Annotated in this window: 14 protein-coding genes; 10 read left to right on the forward strand and 4 right to left on the reverse strand. The window is 42.7% G+C overall.

Annotated elements, in window-relative coordinates:
* The first annotated feature begins 303 nt into the window (after window positions 1-303).
* The 3 genes from B4G94_RS02170 (at window position 304) to B4G94_RS02180 (ending at window position 2,059) form a co-directional block, all read left to right on the forward strand.
* Window positions 304-531 (forward strand): hypothetical protein, encoded by a 228-nt coding sequence (locus B4G94_RS02170; protein ID WP_286856854.1) that lies wholly within the window; start codon window positions 304-306, stop codon window positions 529-531.
* The gene (locus B4G94_RS02175) at window positions 518-691 is read left to right on the forward strand and encodes a hypothetical protein (protein ID WP_286856855.1); all 174 of its coding nucleotides are present in this window, start codon (window positions 518-520) and stop codon (window positions 689-691) included. The genes B4G94_RS02170 and B4G94_RS02175 overlap by 14 nt, the downstream gene beginning before the upstream one ends.
* A gap of 375 nt (window positions 692-1,066) precedes the next feature.
* Window positions 1,067-2,059 carry an Rpn family recombination-promoting nuclease/putative transposase gene (locus B4G94_RS02180; RefSeq protein WP_286856856.1) on the forward strand — a complete coding sequence of 331 codons (993 nt, stop codon included), beginning with the start codon at window positions 1,067-1,069 and terminating at the stop codon, window positions 2,057-2,059.
* Between the two features lie 74 nt (window positions 2,060-2,133).
* On the opposite strand, the gene B4G94_RS02185 is transcribed toward B4G94_RS02180, so the two are convergent.
* Both B4G94_RS02185 and B4G94_RS02190 read right to left on the reverse strand, forming a co-directional pair.
* Window positions 2,134-2,946, reverse strand: a complete 813-nt coding sequence (locus B4G94_RS02185) for a helix-turn-helix domain-containing protein (protein ID WP_108634111.1) — start codon at window positions 2,944-2,946, stop codon at window positions 2,134-2,136.
* A gap of 124 nt (window positions 2,947-3,070) precedes the next feature.
* The gene (locus B4G94_RS02190; protein WP_286856857.1) at window positions 3,071-4,063 is read right to left on the reverse strand and encodes an SDR family NAD(P)-dependent oxidoreductase; all 993 of its coding nucleotides are present in this window, start codon (window positions 4,061-4,063) and stop codon (window positions 3,071-3,073) included.
* Between the two features lie 222 nt (window positions 4,064-4,285).
* On the opposite strand from B4G94_RS02190, the gene B4G94_RS02195 reads away from it, so the two are divergent.
* Window positions 4,286-5,122 (forward strand): SDR family NAD(P)-dependent oxidoreductase, encoded by an 837-nt coding sequence (locus B4G94_RS02195; RefSeq protein ID WP_286856858.1) that lies wholly within the window; start codon window positions 4,286-4,288, stop codon window positions 5,120-5,122.
* Window positions 5,123-5,217: 95 nt separating this feature from the next.
* Entirely contained in the window at window positions 5,218-6,168 is a 951-nt protein-coding gene (locus B4G94_RS02200) for a helix-turn-helix domain-containing protein (protein ID WP_286856859.1), read from the forward strand.
* Window positions 6,169-6,228: 60 nt separating this feature from the next.
* Here B4G94_RS02200 and B4G94_RS02205 read toward each other — a convergent pair whose 3' ends face one another.
* Both B4G94_RS02205 and B4G94_RS02210 read right to left on the reverse strand, forming a co-directional pair.
* Window positions 6,229-6,732, reverse strand: coding sequence for a hypothetical protein (locus B4G94_RS02205; protein WP_286856860.1), 504 nt, complete (start codon window positions 6,730-6,732; stop codon window positions 6,229-6,231).
* 113 nt (window positions 6,733-6,845) lie between these two features.
* A complete protein-coding gene (locus B4G94_RS02210) occupies window positions 6,846-7,748 on the reverse strand; it encodes a cyclase family protein (protein WP_286856861.1) in 903 nt (300 codons plus the stop codon).
* 259 nt (window positions 7,749-8,007) lie between these two features.
* On the opposite strand from B4G94_RS02210, the gene B4G94_RS02215 reads away from it, so the two are divergent.
* The 5 genes from B4G94_RS02215 (at window position 8,008) to B4G94_RS02235 (ending at window position 18,034) form a co-directional block, all read left to right on the forward strand.
* Entirely contained in the window at window positions 8,008-8,847 is an 840-nt protein-coding gene (locus B4G94_RS02215; protein WP_286856862.1) for an SDR family NAD(P)-dependent oxidoreductase, read from the forward strand.
* Window positions 8,848-8,924: 77 nt separating this feature from the next.
* Window positions 8,925-9,836 (forward strand): helix-turn-helix domain-containing protein, encoded by a 912-nt coding sequence (locus B4G94_RS02220; RefSeq protein ID WP_286856863.1) that lies wholly within the window; start codon window positions 8,925-8,927, stop codon window positions 9,834-9,836.
* A 358-nt stretch (window positions 9,837-10,194) separates the two neighbouring features.
* Entirely contained in the window at window positions 10,195-13,188 is a 2,994-nt protein-coding gene (locus B4G94_RS02225) for a SusC/RagA family TonB-linked outer membrane protein (RefSeq protein WP_286856864.1), read from the forward strand.
* Between the two features lie 11 nt (window positions 13,189-13,199).
* Window positions 13,200-14,831: a RagB/SusD family nutrient uptake outer membrane protein gene (locus tag B4G94_RS02230; RefSeq protein WP_286856866.1), complete on the forward strand. Its 1,632-nt coding sequence runs from the start codon at window positions 13,200-13,202 to the stop codon at window positions 14,829-14,831.
* Window positions 14,832-15,094: 263 nt separating this feature from the next.
* Window positions 15,095-18,034, forward strand: a complete 2,940-nt coding sequence (locus tag B4G94_RS02235) for a M16 family metallopeptidase (protein WP_286856868.1) — start codon at window positions 15,095-15,097, stop codon at window positions 18,032-18,034.
* Window positions 18,035-18,049: the final 15 nt, after the last annotated feature.

Genomic DNA, 18,049 nt, shown 5'->3' on the forward strand with positions numbered 1-18,049 from the left:
GGAGGGCGGGAATAATCATTGCTTTTGTAATGTCTAATTATTGAAGAACTTGAATTGTTCGCTGTGTTCCTTTGTGCCATCTTCTTAGCAAGTTGACGGCATAAATAAAACTCGCTACGCTCGGACAGTGATTTATGCTATCCTCATCTTGCGTCAGCGATAGACAGTCGGAACATTAGGCTTCCAATTCATTGTCCTCCAGTTTTGAACAGACTACAACACTAAAGCGAAGTCAGTTATTCCTTGCCCTTCATTTTAATCGATTTGGTTGTTGGAGAGTGATGGAGAAAGAATGCAAACAAAATGAAAAAGATCTTTAACAAAATAGGACAGGTGCTGCAGCTGGTGCTGGCGGCGCCTGTTAAACTACCGGGTAAGGTGGGGAATGTATTGCGGTATGTGGCTATTGGATTGGGAATATTGGAGACCGTACTGGATGAGGAGGAGCAGCCGCCAGAAGTAAATAAGCCATCTGTCGATAGTCCCCCTGACTTTAGCGAAGAAAGGAGTGGTGCCGATGAAGCTGAATGATCTCCGTATCTCCACTATCGGTGGAACAATCTGCTCCATCTGGGCGAGTATTTCCCTCGGTGATGTACTGCAGACTGTCCTTACGGCTGCTTTGGGTACACTGGTAAGTTTTGCAACCAGTCGTTTACTGGGTCGTTATAGTAAGCGAAGACGTCCATAATGGATGACAAGGCGCACCCAAACGGTGCGCCTTGCTCATTTAGATGAGGTCGGAGATGGATATATATAGGAATATCACGAATCGTGATTAAGAATTGAAACCTTAATTTCCATGGTGCAGCAATTCCAGTTCGCGATATTTTTCTCTAATTTCCATACTGCGGCGAATGATTTCATCAAAATTTTCTATACTCATATCTTTACTATTGTTTAGTCCACATTGGATTTGTTTCTAATATAGTCATAATCCGTAGATAATTCTCACCGTTAGTTTTGAAACTAATTCAAAAAGTGTTATACTTATTTTTTACTAAAAATATTAGTTTTATTAAATTATTTTTGCGATATTTACATGCAACAACCAATTATTGAATCTATGAGCGAGCCAGTTTATATAGATCTAGTTTCAGACTATGCTTTTAAGCGCATTTTTGGATCCGAACCCAATAAGGATTTATTGATTTCACTATTGAATGGGTTATTCCGTGGACGGAAATCTATTGTCGATTTATTGTACGAAAAGAATGAACATGTAGGAGATAGCGAGGAGATCGGTACCGTGATCTTTGACCTTATCTGTACTGCTGATAATGGTGAGAAGTTTGTGATTGAAGTACAACGTACTGCACAGATAAATTTGAAAAAACGTATGCTTTACTACAGCAGTAAGCTGATTGCGGATCAGGCTCCCAAAGGAAAACGGCGAGCGTGGAATTATGCGATAACCGAAGTATACATTGTGGTACTCATGGATGGATTTACTTTTTCACAAGCAGAAGAATCCAGCGCTGTTATTCACGATATCTGTTTGTGTAACAGGGAGACAGGTCGAGTTTTTTATGAAGAGTTGGGGTTTATTTACGTTCAATTGCGTAACTTTACAAAAGTAGAGGCAGAATTAGAAAATGATCTTGATCGTTGGCTTTATGTTTTACGTAATATGTCAAAACTGAACAAGATCCCGGTCTATCTGAAGAAGACTATATTTGAAAAATTATTTAAAATAGCGGAATACGCAAAGTTGAATAAGGAGGAACGAGCAATGTATGATGTAAGTCTAAAACGTAAATGGGATGCTGAAGCTGTGCGCCAATATCAGGAGCAACAGCTTAACGAGGCTATTCAGAAAGGCCTCGAAACAGGTATCGAACAAGGTATCGAAAAAGGTATCGAACAAGGTATCGAACAAGGTCTTAAGAAAGGGATTAAAGAAGGAATTGAGAGGGGTGCTGAGGCGAAAAGCTATGAGGTAGTGGAAAATTTGATTAATGAACTTAAGCTTACCGATGATATTATTGTGCGTGTTGCTGAGGTTTCGCTTGATTTTGTACAGAAAGTACGGGCTGATCTAGCCAGAGACAAAAAGTAAGTATTCCCAATATAGACGAAGACCCGATTTGTAGGCAATTGTATCTTTTGGACCTACAGGAAGAACGCCTGAAACTACGATAGGGGATCGGCCAAACGACTGGGAGCCAATCCAAATTGCTTTTTGAAAGCAAATGAAAAATGGGAGAGATTTTCAAACCCTACCTCATAACAGACTTCCAAGGGCTTTTTTTTCTTTTCTGTAAGCTGATAATAGGCAAGTTCCAAACGTTTACGGGTTAACCAACGTTGTGGAGTCATGGTGAAAGCCTTTTTAAAGTCCCGCTTAAAGGTTGTAAGACTTCTGCCTGTGAGGTAACCAAATTTTTCCAGTGGAAGATTGAACATAAAATTCTTTTCCATATAATCGACAAGGTTGATTTTTCCGGGCTCCTCAAAATTAGCAAGCACATGATCGATCTCTTGGTTCAGCGTTCGGAGAATACTGATGGCTTCGGTAATTTTAATGGAAGCAATATCCACAGGGATATCCTTCATATCGAAATAGGGGATAAGCGATGCCAGGCAACTTTCCAGGAGCGGGTGATTATTGAAACAAAAAATCTTTGGTGAATTTTTGGGTTGGGGATTTATATTCTTGCCTGCATAGAAATTCTTTAAAGTCTCTAATGATAGATGCATGACAACAGTTTTATGAGGCTCACCGTCTTTAGGATAATTAATAATAGTCGCCAACTGATTTCTGGGAATTAGAAAAATATCCCCTTTTCCAAATATATAGGTAGCATCAGCCTGTACAATCTTGGTTTCTCCGGAAAGAAACCAGACCAGCATATGCTGGTCAAACATAATATCTGATTTGAAAAACTTGTCTTCGTAGCTTGAAAGCTTTATATCTTCGGTAATGTATCGGGCTTGGTATTCCATGATTTTTGCTTTTTTATGAAGGAAATTAATAACTTAAAGATAAGAAATAATAGCATTTACTTTGTTTAAAAGTTCATTGCGAAATTGGGGCAAAATGCAAATCCTGCCCCAGTAGTAAGCTGATTTACGGATTGAAGCGAATACCCGTCATCTCTTCTGTCAGTTTCCATAGTTTCTTCGCATTGGTTTCATCAAGTGAATAAGGATGTACGCCTTTTTGGTCGGTCATATCTGATGATAGTATTGCAATGTCCCCATCCTCACAATAGACTCCTCCAATATGCTCAAGCAAAGGGCTTGTAGCACACCATACTGTTGTAGCTGCTCCTTGTGGGATCGTTTTTAATGATGCCGCTACCTCAGGCAACATATGGCCATCAGCATCCACAAAACCCATTTTCTGAAATAGTTCCAGGGGAGCTTCTCTGCCTAATTCAGTTCCACCAATAGAACCTGGATGAACGGCATAGCTTCTGATATTGGAAGATTGTCCCCGCACATCCAGTTCCATTGAAAAAAGATTGACAGCGGTCTTGGATTGTCCGTACCCCTGTAACGTTTCATATGCTCTGTGGAGGAAATGGGGATCATCAAAATTAAAAGGCGCAAAATGATGACCGTGGGAAGAAACATTGATCACGCGTGCTCCATTGGCTTTTTTTAGTGACGGCCATAATCTGGCACTGAGCTGGAATAGGGCTAAATAGTTGGTCGCCAGCTGGGATTCTATACCCCGTGCATCTCTGCGAAGTGGTACCCACATAATACCTGCATTGTTGATCAGTAAATGTAAGGGCCTTCCTGAGGCAATAAAATTTTCCGCGAAAGCATCAATAGATGTGGGAGACATTAAATCCATTGCGACAATTTCGACATTTCTAATTCCTTCCAGATTCTTCCTTGCCTTTTCAATATCGCGTGCAGGTATGACTACTGTAGCTCCGGCTGCGGCGAGAACTTTTGTGGTTTCTAACCCAATTCCTGTGTTGCCGCCAGTGACAATAGCGATTTTTCCGGTAAGATCGATGTTTTGAATGACATCATCAGCTGTTGATTTTGCATTGAAGCCCGAACCGATAGGCTGTTGTTGAACTCCCTGATAATTATTCTTTTCCATTTTGAATACGTTTAATTGTTATTACTGAGACAAAATTAGGACGGATTAACATGCGCCGTTTTGTTCAAAAGTCCTAATTAGCTTTGTTCAAAAGGGCAGGTGATTTTATAACAATACCAGTAGTTCGTTTTTCTTTGTTTTGGTTAGGATAATCCTCATTTTGGCAACGTAAGGTATAGCTATTTAGGAGCAACTTTGCATTAAGATTAATACAATTAACAAATGAAAAATAAACAGAAAGAAAAAGTTTGGTTCATTACAGGATCTTCAAGAGGATTTGGAAAAATATGGACAGAAGCCGCTTTGAAGCGTGGAGACAAAGTGGCAGCTACAGCACGTAATATCGATAGTATTTTCCCATTAAAAGAAAAGTATGGCGATCAGGTTTTGATTCTCGAAGTGGATGTAACTAATGCCTCGCAAGTGCAAAACGCTATTAGCAAGGCCAATGAATATTTTGGAAGATTAGATATTGTATTCAATAATGCCGGGTATTCTTTGGTAGGGACCATTGAAGAGGGCAGTACTGATGAGGTAAAAGCGATGTATGAAACCAATATTATTGGCCCTATCCATGTAATTCAGGCAGCATTACCTATATTTCGAACTCAAGGTTATGGCCATATTTTGGGGACGTCGAGCGCTGTTGGTATTTATAGTAATCCTCTTATTGGGTATTATTGTTCTTCAAAATTTGCGTTTGAAGCGATATACGATAGTTTATCTAAAGAAGTCGCGGCCTTTGGCATCAAAGTAACGCTGATTGAACCGGGGGCTTATCATACTGAATTTGGAAGTGCTGAATCCCTAAAAATAGCCAGCAAAAAATTGTCGGAGTATGATGCTTTAAAGAGCAGTTTGATGGAAAATTTACAAAAGCTGGAACGAGGAAATCCTATTGCCACTATCGAGGCTATATTTGCTGTTGTAGATGATCAAAATCCACCATTGAGATTACTACTGGGTAAAAACGATTTGCCACATATTCAACAAATCTATGCTGAACGCATTCAGGAATGGGAAACTTGGAAAACTATTTCAGAAGCAGCCCAAGGTTGATCCATCTATGATGTTTTTGACATGCTTTTATTCGCTTTTCTTTTTTGTGAGGAAAAGCGAATATTGCCTAACTTGTAATCTGGAATTTTTATAACATGGCTTCAAAAAAATCGAATCATTCCTTAAAAAGATTTAATACACTGGCTGAGGTAATGGAGGCATCTGGTTTTCCGCCCCCAAAGCACCCTTTAATCGTTTTGTTAAACGGTGTAGACAAACCTCTTAAAGGTCGTGCACCTAATAGATCGCACGTACTGAATTATTATAAAATAGCTTTTAAACCGGATGCTGGAGGAGAGTTAATGTATGGTCGTACTAAATTTGACTTTAAAGAGGGAGGTTTGTTTTTTGTGGCTCCACAACAAATTCTCTCTTCAATAGAAGAGAAGGATAAAGAGGAAACTGTGGAACAAACAATACTTAGTCCGCAGGTCACACTCCTTATAGATCCTGACTTTTTACTACAATACCCTTTGGCACAAAAGATCCATCAGTATCACTTTTTCTCTTATGCGACCAATGAAGCGCTGCATCTTTCGACCAAAGAAAAGGAAACCATGCTTTCGCTATTCAGAGCTATAGAAGACGAGCTTGAAAGCCGTATAGACGACATGAGCCATAATGTGATCATCTCCCAGATTGAACTGTTGCTAAATTATGCCCAACGATTTTATAACAGGCAGTTTCTGACCAGAAAACAAAATTATCCTAGTCTTACCGACAGTATAGATCAGTTGCTGGAAGGTTATTTTAATAGTGATAAGGGCATGAATGCCGGAGTTCCAACCGTCAATTATGTAGCTGATCAGCTGCATATGTCAGCAAGTTATTTAAGTGATCTATTACGAAATCTTACAGGGCAAAACACGCAGCAAATTATCCATGATAAAATGATTTACCGGGCTAAAAATAAGTTATCTACTACAGCGCTAACTATTTCCCAAATTGCGTTTGAATTAGGTTTTGAACAGCCCCAATCCTTTAGCAGATTATTTAAATTGAAAACAAACCAGAGTCCACAGCAATATAGAGCTCAATTCAATTAATTTTTTACAGCAATTGATTTTGCAGGAGGTTCAATAACCGAGGAGTACACTTAATAGGAATTATTCTTGCCGATAGACCAGGTCTTTGCTGATGCAATGTTCTTCCCAGGGCATTTCTATAAGCCGGCTATGTGCGTTTTGTGGAATGATGCTTTTTGATGTCGGCAGGTAAAAATGGTTTTTATTTCCACTTCTCAAGGTATCGCGTAGATCGGGGATCTTTTTGAGGTTGCGCTGCAAGGCCGCAAAAAATGCTTTTGCGGATTTGTCAGCTTGCTTCATGATCTGCCGCAGGTGGATGATTTCTCTTGTCTGATCAGTTTCATACCCGCCGCTTCCTGCGATTGTATATTCGCCCACAGGCGAATCGTAGAAGAGACTGGAGCTTGTTATATCCTCCTGATCTGAAAAGGGATAAGTGGTTAGGAAAAATCCATAATAATCCGCTGATGAAAAGCTTTCCAAAAATGCCGACTGATTTTCCTTGCTATATTTTACATAATTACGCTTGCCTGAACGACGGTTTATCGTTTCAATATAGGCGTGTGCATGATGTTTTTCCATCGTTTCGCCGCAATACTGAAAAAACAGCTGTGCAGGTATTGCAATCCAAAAGTATTGACCCATTTTCTTTCTTGTATTTAATTTACGTATATGGCGTTCTTATCGTAAAGCTTCTATCCAGCCACATCCTTTTTCAGCTTGGCAAATGCGCGTACAGGAAATGTCCCCACACCTTTAAACTTCGGTGGAGCAGCCGTAAACGTAAAGTTGTCTTCAGGCAGTAGGTCCAGATGGCACAAATGTTCGACAATCAGGATTTCTGATCCCAGAAGAGTGGAATGCACGGGACGTGATCGTCCACTGGTATCATCGATATTGTGTGAATCAATGCCCACCAGTTTAACACCACATTCCACAAGGTATGTTGCTGCCGCTGCGGTCAGGTAAGGATGGTTTTCATAATAGGCTTCGGTATTCCAATGGCTATCCCATCCGGTATGGATCAGTACCGCACGGTTTCTAATCTCCCTGTTTTTGAGCTGCTGATCGGTAATGGCCAGTCCATTGCGGTAGGGAACCCTGATGACAACGGCGTCCAGATCCACAAAAGCCTTTAAGTCCATTTCGGCGGTATCCTTGCCATGTTCATAGCGGTGAAAAGGGCAGTCAATATAGGTACCGGTATTACTGACCATCTCTATTTTGCCGATCTGAAATTCGGTACCTTCATCGTAATAGCTCCTGGAGTCTGCTCTGGATAGGTAATCGCAGATAATCGGGGCGGGAAGCCCTTTGTAGGTAACAAGGCCATTTTCGATCGTATGGCTGAGGTCAATAAGTTGTTCCGTTGCGGTTTCTACCGGCGCAACTTTACGCTTATGGGCTTCTTCAAATATTTCCTTATTGAGGATATTTACTTTTCCGGCCATCAGCAGCCGGAGATCCTGAATAATATAGTCGGCGAGCTCCGTGTCGCTAATCGTATCGCCGTTGATATCCAAGCGGAAATCTTCGCCTTTGAGGCTGCCACCATTGGTAAAGTATACTTCAAAATCAAATTTTACGCGTTTATCCATGTTGGTCTGTATGCAAGTTGATAAAAATAAACGGAAATGTTATGATAACGAAGTTAATGAAAGTGCGGTTTATTTTTAACATGAGTGTACCAAAATATTTTGGTCTCCATTTGACGGTGTGATAATTTTTGTTGACTTATGCTAGCGCTGAGTTGTTGTGGAATACGCTCAATTGTTTGATTTTTGTAAGCTATTGTTTCTATTTTGTTAACCCTGCCGGGCATTGAAGTGCTAATTTTGTCCTATAAATAAGTTTAATATGAAGACAAATAAAGTATGGTTTATAACCGGGGCCTCCAAAGGAATGGGGCTATCGTTGGTGAAAAAGCTCATCGAAAAAGGGTATAGCATAGCAGCAACAAGTAGAAAATCTCAACATTTAATTGACGCCGTCGGGCATTTTGACGAGCAACAGTTCTTACCATTGGAAGTGGATCTGACAAGTGAGCAATCTATCCGTGAAGCGTTGGAACGTACGGTTGCACAGTTCGGGAAAATTGATGTGTTGGTAAATAATGCAGGCTATGGGATAGGTGGAGCTGTGGAAGAATTAGGTCAGAAAGAAATCAAGGATAGTTTTGACATCAACGTAATGGCCGTTATCAAAACGATGCAGGCTGCGATGCCTTACTTCAGGCAACAGCGATCGGGCCATATTATCAACATTTCATCTATTGCCGGATTTGCCCCGGGAACGGGCTGGGCAATGTATGCGGCAACAAAATATGCGGTAACAGGGCTTTCGGAGGTGATGGCAGAGGATGTGAAAGAGTTTGGTGTGAAAGTAACAGTGGTGGCACCAGGGGCATTCCGGACGGAGTTTCTACAAGATAGCTCGCTGGTTTTAGCTGAAAAGAAAATCGACAGCTACACTGCGATTACAGCCTCTCACGGAAAATATGCAGCAATGAACGGAACACAAATCGGTAACCCCGAAAAGCTGGCTCAGGTGTTTATTGATCTGACAGAGAATCCAAATCCCCCTGTACGGCTATATCTCGGAAGCGATGCCTATAAAAGGGCAACGGAAAAAATTAAGTTGCTTTCAGAAGAACTGGAAAGCAACAAGAATATTTCTTATTCTACTGATTTTAATTAAAATCTTAATCCAAAAACAAAAAGTGTTGCCACTCCCGAGTGGCACCACTTTTTGTTTGATTTTCGTATATTTATCCTATGGAAAAAATGCAGTCGCTGGAGGGATTTTACCAATCTAAATTTGACCGGGTCCCCGAAAATATCCGAAATGGGGTGGGGCATTTCAATGTTTTTAAAATAGATGAATATATAGGTAAGCATACCAAGCCTGTGGTCTACAGCAGGAAAGATTATTTTAAAATTACCTTGATAATCGGCAGAAATAGAATACATTATGCTGATAAGGTCATTGAAATTAAAAAGCAGGCCTTATTTTTTACAAATCCGCAGATCCCTTACAAATTTGAATGGATTGACGATTATAAAGCTGGATTTTTTTGTGTTTTTACAGCATCATTTTTTCACCATTTTGGCAATCTCAACGACTACGAAGTTTTTAAACCCAATGCCATACCTGTTTTTGAGCTCACCGATGAGCAATTGGAAGATATAAAGCAGGTGTACCTCAAGATGCAGGATGGATTAAATTCGGATTATGAACATAAATATGATCTGCTGAGAAATCTCGTGTTTGACCTGCTGCACTATACCCATCGGATGAAAACGGCTTCAAAAGTTGAAAAGCAACAAACGAATGCTTCCCAACGGATCACCCATATGTTCCTGGAACTTTTAGAGCGTCAATTTCCAATTGAAGATGTGAGGCAGCGGATCAGCTTTCGTTCGCCCTGTGAATTCGCGGACCAGCTCGCCGTTCATGTCAACCATCTAAATAGGGCCGTCAAGGTGACTACAGAAAAAACAACCTCCACGGTTATTGCAGAGCGTTTGTTGCAGGAGGCAAAAATATTACTGAGACATACCGAATGGAACGTCTCAGAAATCGCTTACTCTTTAGGTTTTAAAGAGGCTACCCATTTTAATAATTTCTTCAAAAAAATGACGCAGCTGGCACCGATCCGCTTCAGGGAGGTGAATGGGCTAGCATAAAATTACAGGAACATGGACCGGTTACTGAATAGGTTAATAGGGCCATGATGAAAAGCTTTCCAGAAATGCCGACTGATTTTCCTTGCTATATTTTCACATAATTTCGCTTGCCCGAACGGTGCGATTGTGCTGTTTGCTTTCTATCGTATCAAGCCTTCGCAAAAGGATATGTTTCATCAATATATTCTAACCTGAGTGGAAGATATCCAAAGCCAGATACACTGGAAAACTGGACCGTCTTGCCGGCAACGATTGCGTAAATATGTTTAGCAGTTTGTATGATAAATACTTAATTTCAAAATGCAAGCGGTTGCACGACCGCAAAGGGAAATAATTAAATTATAAACTTAACAACCTTATGAGACCAAAGATTGAATGGGAGAGTAGGATCCTACTGCCTACTGCCCTAAGCGCGATGCTTGTTTTGTCCGCGCCCAACGCATGGGGACAGGAACAAAGTGTCAAAGGGACAGTGAAAGATTCCCAGGGGAAGCCGCTGTCTGGAGCGACAATTCGCTCGGTGGGCAACAACTCTATATCGACATCATCGGATGTCAATGGAAATTTTTCACTCAAACTGCCCAAAGAGGTCAAACAACTGTCTGTCACCTATCTGGGGGCAGATGCCCAGAATGTGACGATCGTGCCTGGAAAAGCACTCTCGATCGTTCTCCAGTCCAATGATTCACAACTCGATGAAGTCGTTGTCGTAGGCTACGGTACGGTTAAGAAACGTGACCTGACGGGCTCTGTTGTCTCGGTCAAGGGGGACGAAATTGCCAAAGTACCATCGGCAAATATGCTGGAGTCCGTCCAGGGCAAAGTCTCGGGGATGGATGTGACACGCAGCAGCGGATCGGCATCCTCAGGGGTCAATATCACGATCCGGGGCAACCGCTCCATAACGGCTCAAAATGGCCCTTTGTATATTGTGGATGGGATCCAGTACAGCAATATTCAGGATATCAACCCAAATGACGTAGAATCGATGGAAGTGCTCAAAGACGCTTCTTCTACGGCGATCTACGGTTCCAGGGGAGCCAATGGTGTGATCATCATCACGACAAAAAAAGGTAAAACCGGAGCTGCACAAATTGCTTTCAACGCATACGCTGGTATATCCAAGGTAGCGCGTTATCCCGAGGTCATGAACCTCGACCAATGGGTGAAACTTCGACGAGAGGCTTATCGCACCACAGGTAAATGGAACAGCGAATCGGATGATGCTGCCATCTTTAATACCGCCGAGCTCGATGCGATAAAAAATAACGAATACACCGACTACTTCGATCTTTTGGTCAAGGATGGATTTCAGCAAAATTATCAGGTCGGCATTAATGCCGGGACCGAGAAAACGAAGGTTTACTTTTCTGGCGACTTTTTAAATGAAAGGGGGATCTTCGAGCAGGATAAATCCAACCGTTTTGGTGGCCGGCTGAACATAGATCAAGAACTAGGCACCTACTTTAGGGCGGGGATGCAGTCGCAGGTGACACATTACAAAATTCAGGCAGCCCGCGATCCTTTAAATCAGGCCAATAAGATCAGTCCGCTGGGAAAAATCTATAACGATGACGGCAGTTTGATCCTTTATCCATTAAATGGCTCGGCTATCAATCCGCTGGCCGACCTCGAGCCGAATGCATATGATGCGCAAAATATCGTGACCCGTACCCTTATCAATGGTTATCTCGAACTAAAGCCCTGGAAAGGATTTTCGGGTAAATCAACGATTGGGGTGACACTGAATAATAACCGTGAAGGTTCCTTTGCCGGAATGTACACCATTGACCGTAATGGATCGGCCTCCAAGGCCACTTATGGCACCGAAAATAGCCATTTAGTCAATTGGGAAAATGTATTGTCGTATCAAAACTCATTTGGCGACCATAATTTGACGGTGACAGCGGTCAATAGTATCCTCTGGAACAGATCTGACCATATTGATGCATCGGGTGAAGGCCTCATCCTGGATAGTCAGCTTTTCTATGCCTTGGGCAATGCGTCGAAAAACCTGGCCACCACCACGGGATATAGCATGAATAATTTACTTTCTTTTGCTGGACGGGTCAACTACAGCTACAAAGGAAAATACTTGCTTACAGCCACGGGGCGCTCTGACGGATCGTCCATATTGGCCAAGGGGAGTAAATGGGCCTTTTTCCCATCAATCGCTGCGGGATGGCGCATTGTGGATGAATCGTTTATGAAGAATCAAACCTTGTTTAGCGAATTAAAAGCCAGATTGAGCTGGGGTAGAGCAGGTAACTATGCGGTGTCGCCTTATTCGACACAGAGCAACTTAAGCCGGGTCGCTTTTGCCTACGACGATGCCTCGGCAACGGGATACACCTTTGCGCCTCAGATCGGAAACGCCAATCTGGGCTGGGAGATCACCGCGACGACAAACGCGGGATTGGACTTCGGCTTCATGAAAGGACGTATCTCCGGTACCATCGATTATTACGACTCCAAAACCTCAAAATTATTGCTCGAACGAGGACTTCCGCCTTCGACAGGCGTAAGCAATGTGATCCAGAATATTGGAAAAACCCGGAATCGCGGTTTTGAAATAACCGTAAACGCGGATGTTCTGAAAGACAGTAACTTGAAGTGGAACACCTCCATTTCTTATACACGTAATAAGGAGGAGATCGTCGAACTGGTGACCAATGCCGATGATATCGGAAACGGCTGGTTTATCGGTCAGCCAACGACGGTGTTCTACGATTACGACAAACTAGGCATTTGGCAGTTGGGTCAGGAGGAAGAAGCTGCTAAGTTTAATCAGAAACCAGGCGATATCCGTGTAAGGGACGTCAATGGTGACGGAAAGATAGATGCGAGCAACGACCGCGTTATCATAGGTACGCCAAGACCAAAATGGTTCGGCTCCTGGGACAATACCTTTAGCTATAAGGGCTTTGATCTCAATATATTGCTGTTTGCACGTTGGGGCCAAACACTACAGCCCAATTTTTTGCGGCGCTATGATCCGCAGGGGCTAGGGCAAAGTACAGCCATCATCGACTATTGGACTCCGGAAAATCCGACTAATGCCAATCCTAGGCCAAACTCAGGGCTCTCACTGGCGAGCACACTGTACTCCAGCTCCCTGGGTTATGTGGACGGGTCTTACCTGCGCATCCGGAACATATCACTGGGCTACAATTTTCCGCAATCCATATTAAAAGATGGCTTTATCAAAAAGTTGAGGGTATATGGTACGGCCAAGAATCCGTTTACCTGGACAAAATCGGATCTGCTGAACTCATACGATCCTGAAAGGGGTGGATCGGAGAACTTCCCGATGACCAAATTGTTTGTTTTCGGTGTGAATGTTGGATTTTAATTGCTAAAAAAATGAAAAGAACTATTAAAAATATCCTGTTAGCTGCTGTGGTCGTGCTCGCTTCGTCGAGCTGTTCAAAAATCCTGGATGAATACAATCCGAGTGGGCTGACCTCAGAATCTGTTTTCGCGACGCCCGAGGGCTTTGAGTCGCTGGTAAATGCTGCCTATGCTTATCAGCGCTGGTGGTATGGTAAGGAGGAGGGCTACAGCATGTCCGAAATGGGAACAGATCTTTGGATGAGCGGCGCCGGCGACACCTTTCCTGATCTGATGAAATATATTAATCTTCAGGGTAATAATGCAGCCCTGGAGACCGAATGGAAAGCATTGTATTCGGCTGTCAATGTCTGTAACGCAGGTATTGGCCGTATTGACGCTGCTGGTCTAGCGCCGGACACCAAGGCTATCCGACTGGCCGAACTGCGTTTTCTACGGGCATTTTACTATTGGCATATCCTGCAGACCTGGGGCGGTGTGCACCTGAGCACCACGGAAACCGCAGGCATCATCACGACGGCTAATAAAACTGCGCCCGAAGAGTTTTATGCCCTGATTGAATCGGACCTGCTCGCAGCGATCAAGGATCTACCTAACACAAGCAAAGATTATGGCCGCGTGACCAATCCTGCTGCCCGCGCTTTTTTGTCGCGCGTATACCTGTCTCATGGAAAATATAAAGAAGCCAACGACTATGCATTGTCGGTCATCAAAGGCAACTATGGTTTTGAACTGCTCAAAAACTATGCGGATCTCTGGAATATGGCCAATCTGAAAAATAAAGAAGTGGTCTATACAGTCAATTATTCGACTGACCTGGCGTTAAATGATAAAAGCGATGAAATATTGAATCCCCTCGGACACAACCGGGGCAGCAACAACGGGCACCTGCTATTTCTTATGAAATACGACACGGAGACCGGCATGCTGCGCGACCTGGGAAATGGCCGGCCATTCAACCGGTATATGCCAACACGTTTTCTACTGGATCTGTACCCCGAAGGGGATAGCCGATACGCAGCATCGTTTAAAGAGGTCTTCTATTCGAATAACCCGACGGCAACCGTCAAACTGGGCGATACCGCCGTGTATGCTACGCGCCGGACGGTAAGCAATGTGGGCAAAGCCTATAAGGTATACGACCGAAACTATATTTATGCCAGCGACGGCAAGGTAAAAGATCAATTGCGGTATCCGACACTGAGCAAATTTTTGGATCCGACGCGCCCCTCGTCCAATGAAGCGCAGAGTGCGCGGGATGTGTTTGTTATACGCTTTGCGGAGCTCTATCTCAATGCGGCCGAAGCACAGTTGCGTCTGGGCAATAGGGATTCGGCAGCACACTGGGTCAACATCATCCGTGTCCGTGCAGCACAATCCGGTAAGGAAGAAGACATGAAAGTCACAGCGGCACAGATGACGCTTGACTTTATCCTGGATGAACGGGCAAGGGAGTTTGCCGGTGAACAGATCCGCTGGTTTGACCTCAAACGTACCGGAAAATTGCTTGAACGCGTGAAAGCACACAACCCCGATATCGCCACCTATATCCAGGATTACCATCAGGTAAGGCCGATACCGCAAGCGCAGCTGGATGCCATCACCAATAAAGATGAGTTTACACAAAACCAGGGTTACCAATAATGACAACAGAAAAAGGGTCTATCCAACTTGGATAGACCCTTTTTCTGTTTCATAGACAATAGGTTGGCCGTTAGCTGAAAAAAATCTTTTTTTCTATAACATGATGATGATTTTTCTGAATATTGTATCGCTTAATATTAATATTTCTATAAATTTTATTGTTTTTAAGCTGTTACATTGATAATTGTTTGGTTAAAGTTTAATATTGTTGAAAATATTATTGCCAACTATTATCAAGATTATGTTCGCTAAATTGTTTATTTATGAATAGAAAAATGAAAACAGTAGCTTTCCTGTCGCTATTGTTTATAACGACCGGTATTCAGGCGCAAGTCGGGAAATATCAGTGGAAAGAGACCTCAGAGGGGGGCTATACCTATAAATATGTGACCAACGACCCGGTTCAAACGCGGTTTTACAAATTGAAAAACGGATTGACCGTTATTTTAAGCCCCAATAACAAACAGCCTCGCATACAAGCTTATATCGCAACCAAAGCTGGTAGCAAAACAGATCCAAAAGATCATACTGGACTGGCACATTACCTGGAGCATATGCTCTTTAAAGGAACCGACAAGTTTGGTAGTTTGGACTGGTCCAAAGAAAAACCGCTGCTGGACGAGGTCGACAACCTCTATGAAAAATACAACCATAGTACAGATGCTAATGAACGCACGGCTATCTATAAAGAAATCGACCGTGTATCGGGGGAGGCATCAAAATATGCCATTCCGAATGAATATGATAAACTGATGAGCAGCATGGGCTCCAAGGGTACGAACGCCTTTACCTCCTTTGAGCAAACGGTCTACGTGGAAGATATCCCCAGCAATGTCATTGATAAATATCTGACCGTACAAGCGGAGCGATTCCGCAATCCCATCCTCCGTTTATTCCACACAGAGCTTGAATCAGTCTACGAAGAAAAAAATATAAGTTTAGACAACGATAACAGAAAGTCGATCGAAGCTATTTTTGCGGCCATGTTTCCCAATAATAACTACGGCAAGCAAACCGTTTTGGGGTCTGTGGAGCACCTTAAAAATCCATCGCTCAAAGCAATCCGTGAATATTACAACACCTATTATGTTCCGAATAATATGGGTGTGATTATGTCGGGTGATTTTAATCCCACCGATGTGATTAAGCGCATAGACAAGGCATTTTCAGGCATGCAATCCAAACCCGTGCCGGCATATACCTTTGAGCAAGAGCAGCCCATCACAAATCCAATTTCAAAGACTGTCAAAGGCCCTGCTGCTGAATACGTCTTAATGGGTTTTCGTTTCCCCGGTGCAGCACATCCGGATGCACAGATCCTCAATCTAATGGCTAATGTACTTACCAATGGATCTGCCGGTTTGATCGACCTGAACCTTGTTAAGTCGCAGAAATTATTGGGAGCAGGTGCATTTCCTTATGTTCTAAAAGATTATTCGATGCTTATTCTTCAAGGTAATCCAGGTACCGGTCAGAGCCTTGAAGATGTCAAAAAATTGCTGTTGGCTGAATTGGACAAATTGAAAAAAGGAGATTTCTCTGCGGACTTGTTGACATCTATCATCAATAATGAAAGAAAATCACAGATTAAGCTCTTCGAAAACTACTCCAGTACCGCCGAGCAACTGATGTCTGGCTTTAATTCAGAGTTGGATTGGGCAAAAGAGTTGGCTTATACAGACCGCTTGTCTAAGATTACGAAAGAAGATATTGTTCGCTTTGCCAATAAATATATTTCTGACGTCAATTATGTGACCATTTTCAAGGAAAAAGGGCAGGACGCCAATGTAGATAAAGTAGTCAAGCCAGCCATTACGCCTATTACGGTCAATCGGAATGTGGAGTCTGCATTTTTGAAACAGATTAATGCTATGCCGGAGCAGAATATCAGTCCTAAATGGTTAGATTTTGATCAGGAGATTTCCAAAGCAAAACTGAAGGATTTGGATGTATTGGCTGTTCAAAACAAAGATAACGAACTATTTAGCCTGACTTATCATTATGATTTTGGTAGCTGGGACAACAAGTTACTGGGCTTGGCCGTCGGATACCTGGAATTTTTGGGTACGAAGAATAGGAGCAGTGAAGAGTTTAGCAAAGCATTCTATAAGCTGGCCTCAGACTTTTCAGTTTCTTCCGGAAATGAGGAAAGCAGTGTTTCAATTTCGGGTTTGGGCAGTAATTTTAAGGAGTCAGTCGGTCTGCTGCAAGATCTGATGCATAACTGTGTAGCGGATGAGCGCGCATTTACGGCATTCATTGACCGTGTTAAAAAATCCCGTACCAATGCCAAGGAGAATAAAGCTTCTATCATGGAGGGTCTAAAAGCCTATGCGCGTTATGGTGCCAAAAACCCATTTAATTACACCTATACCGATCAGGAACTGGATGGATTGAAAGCGGCAGACCTAGTCGCGGTATTGCATAAGTTAGCGAATGCGAAACACCGTATTCTCTATTATGGACCGGAGCCTGTAAATACGTTGGTGAAAAATCTGACACCGCTAAAAAATAACAACACGGCCTATGCAACTATAGAAAAGGGCGTGAAATTTGTAGAAAAGCCGACCGACGAGAACAAAGTATTCTTTGCACAGTATGGTATGAAGCAGGTTGAAGTATTCTGGATCAGAAATTCAGGGTTATTTGATAAAAACCAACTGCCGACGGTTGCATTTTTCAATGGCTACTTTGGTGGCGGTATGGGCAGTATTGTATTCCAGACGCTTCGGGAATCTAAAGCTTTGGCCTATACGACTTATGCCTACTATGCACAACCACAAAAGAAAGAAAACCATGGCCTGGTCGGTGCTTATATCGGCACGCAATCGGATAAGTTTAAAGACGCTGTAGGTGGTATGAATGAGCTTTTGAATGAACTGCCAGAATCAGCTGTAGGCTTGGAATCGGTGCGTACGAATTTATTAAAATCATTGGCTAGCGAACGTATCACGGGGACCGGTATCCTTTCGAGCTATATGGCGGCACAACGCCGTGGACTTACCGAAGATTCAAGAAAAATGATCTTTGAAAAAATCCCTCAATTGTCATACAGCGATCTTAAACAATTTCACAGCGATAATATCAGCCGCAAGCCCTATAGCTATTGCATTGTGGGCGAGGAGAAGGACCTAAACCAGGACCATATCACCGCGCTTGGTAAAATCACTAAGCTTAGCTTAAATGAAATCTTTGGATACTAATCCAAACGGAGAAAA

The organism is Sphingobacterium sp. UBA7625 (genome assembly GCF_002484085.1).
Taxonomy (GTDB): domain Bacteria; phylum Bacteroidota; class Bacteroidia; order Sphingobacteriales; family Sphingobacteriaceae; genus Sphingobacterium; species Sphingobacterium athyrii.

Excerpts from the sequence above, each read along its gene's own strand:
- B4G94_RS02225 (WP_286856864.1), top strand. The coding sequence starts at position 10,195 with ATGAGACCAAAGATTGAATGGGAGAGTAGGATCCTACTGCCTACTGCC.
- B4G94_RS02195 (WP_286856858.1), top strand. The coding sequence starts at position 4,286 with ATGAAAAATAAACAGAAAGAAAAAGTTTGGTTCATTACAGGATCTTCA.
- B4G94_RS02200 (WP_286856859.1), top strand. The coding sequence starts at position 5,218 with ATGGCTTCAAAAAAATCGAATCATTCCTTAAAAAGATTTAATACACTG.
- B4G94_RS02170 (WP_286856854.1), top strand. The coding sequence starts at position 304 with ATGAAAAAGATCTTTAACAAAATAGGACAGGTGCTGCAGCTGGTGCTG.
- B4G94_RS02205 (WP_286856860.1), bottom strand. The coding sequence starts at position 6,732 with ATGGAAAAACATCATGCACACGCCTATATTGAAACGATAAACCGTCGT.
- B4G94_RS02210 (WP_286856861.1), bottom strand. The coding sequence starts at position 7,748 with ATGGATAAACGCGTAAAATTTGATTTTGAAGTATACTTTACCAATGGT.
- B4G94_RS02215 (WP_286856862.1), top strand. The coding sequence starts at position 8,008 with ATGAAGACAAATAAAGTATGGTTTATAACCGGGGCCTCCAAAGGAATG.
- B4G94_RS02190 (WP_286856857.1), bottom strand. The coding sequence starts at position 4,063 with ATGGAAAAGAATAATTATCAGGGAGTTCAACAACAGCCTATCGGTTCG.
- B4G94_RS02185 (WP_108634111.1), bottom strand. The coding sequence starts at position 2,946 with ATGGAATACCAAGCCCGATACATTACCGAAGATATAAAGCTTTCAAGC.
- B4G94_RS02220 (WP_286856863.1), top strand. The coding sequence starts at position 8,925 with ATGGAAAAAATGCAGTCGCTGGAGGGATTTTACCAATCTAAATTTGAC.
- B4G94_RS02180 (WP_286856856.1), top strand. The coding sequence starts at position 1,067 with ATGAGCGAGCCAGTTTATATAGATCTAGTTTCAGACTATGCTTTTAAG.
- B4G94_RS02175 (WP_286856855.1), top strand. The coding sequence starts at position 518 with ATGAAGCTGAATGATCTCCGTATCTCCACTATCGGTGGAACAATCTGC.
- B4G94_RS02230 (WP_286856866.1), top strand. The coding sequence starts at position 13,200 with ATGAAAAGAACTATTAAAAATATCCTGTTAGCTGCTGTGGTCGTGCTC.
- B4G94_RS02235 (WP_286856868.1), top strand. The coding sequence starts at position 15,095 with ATGAATAGAAAAATGAAAACAGTAGCTTTCCTGTCGCTATTGTTTATA.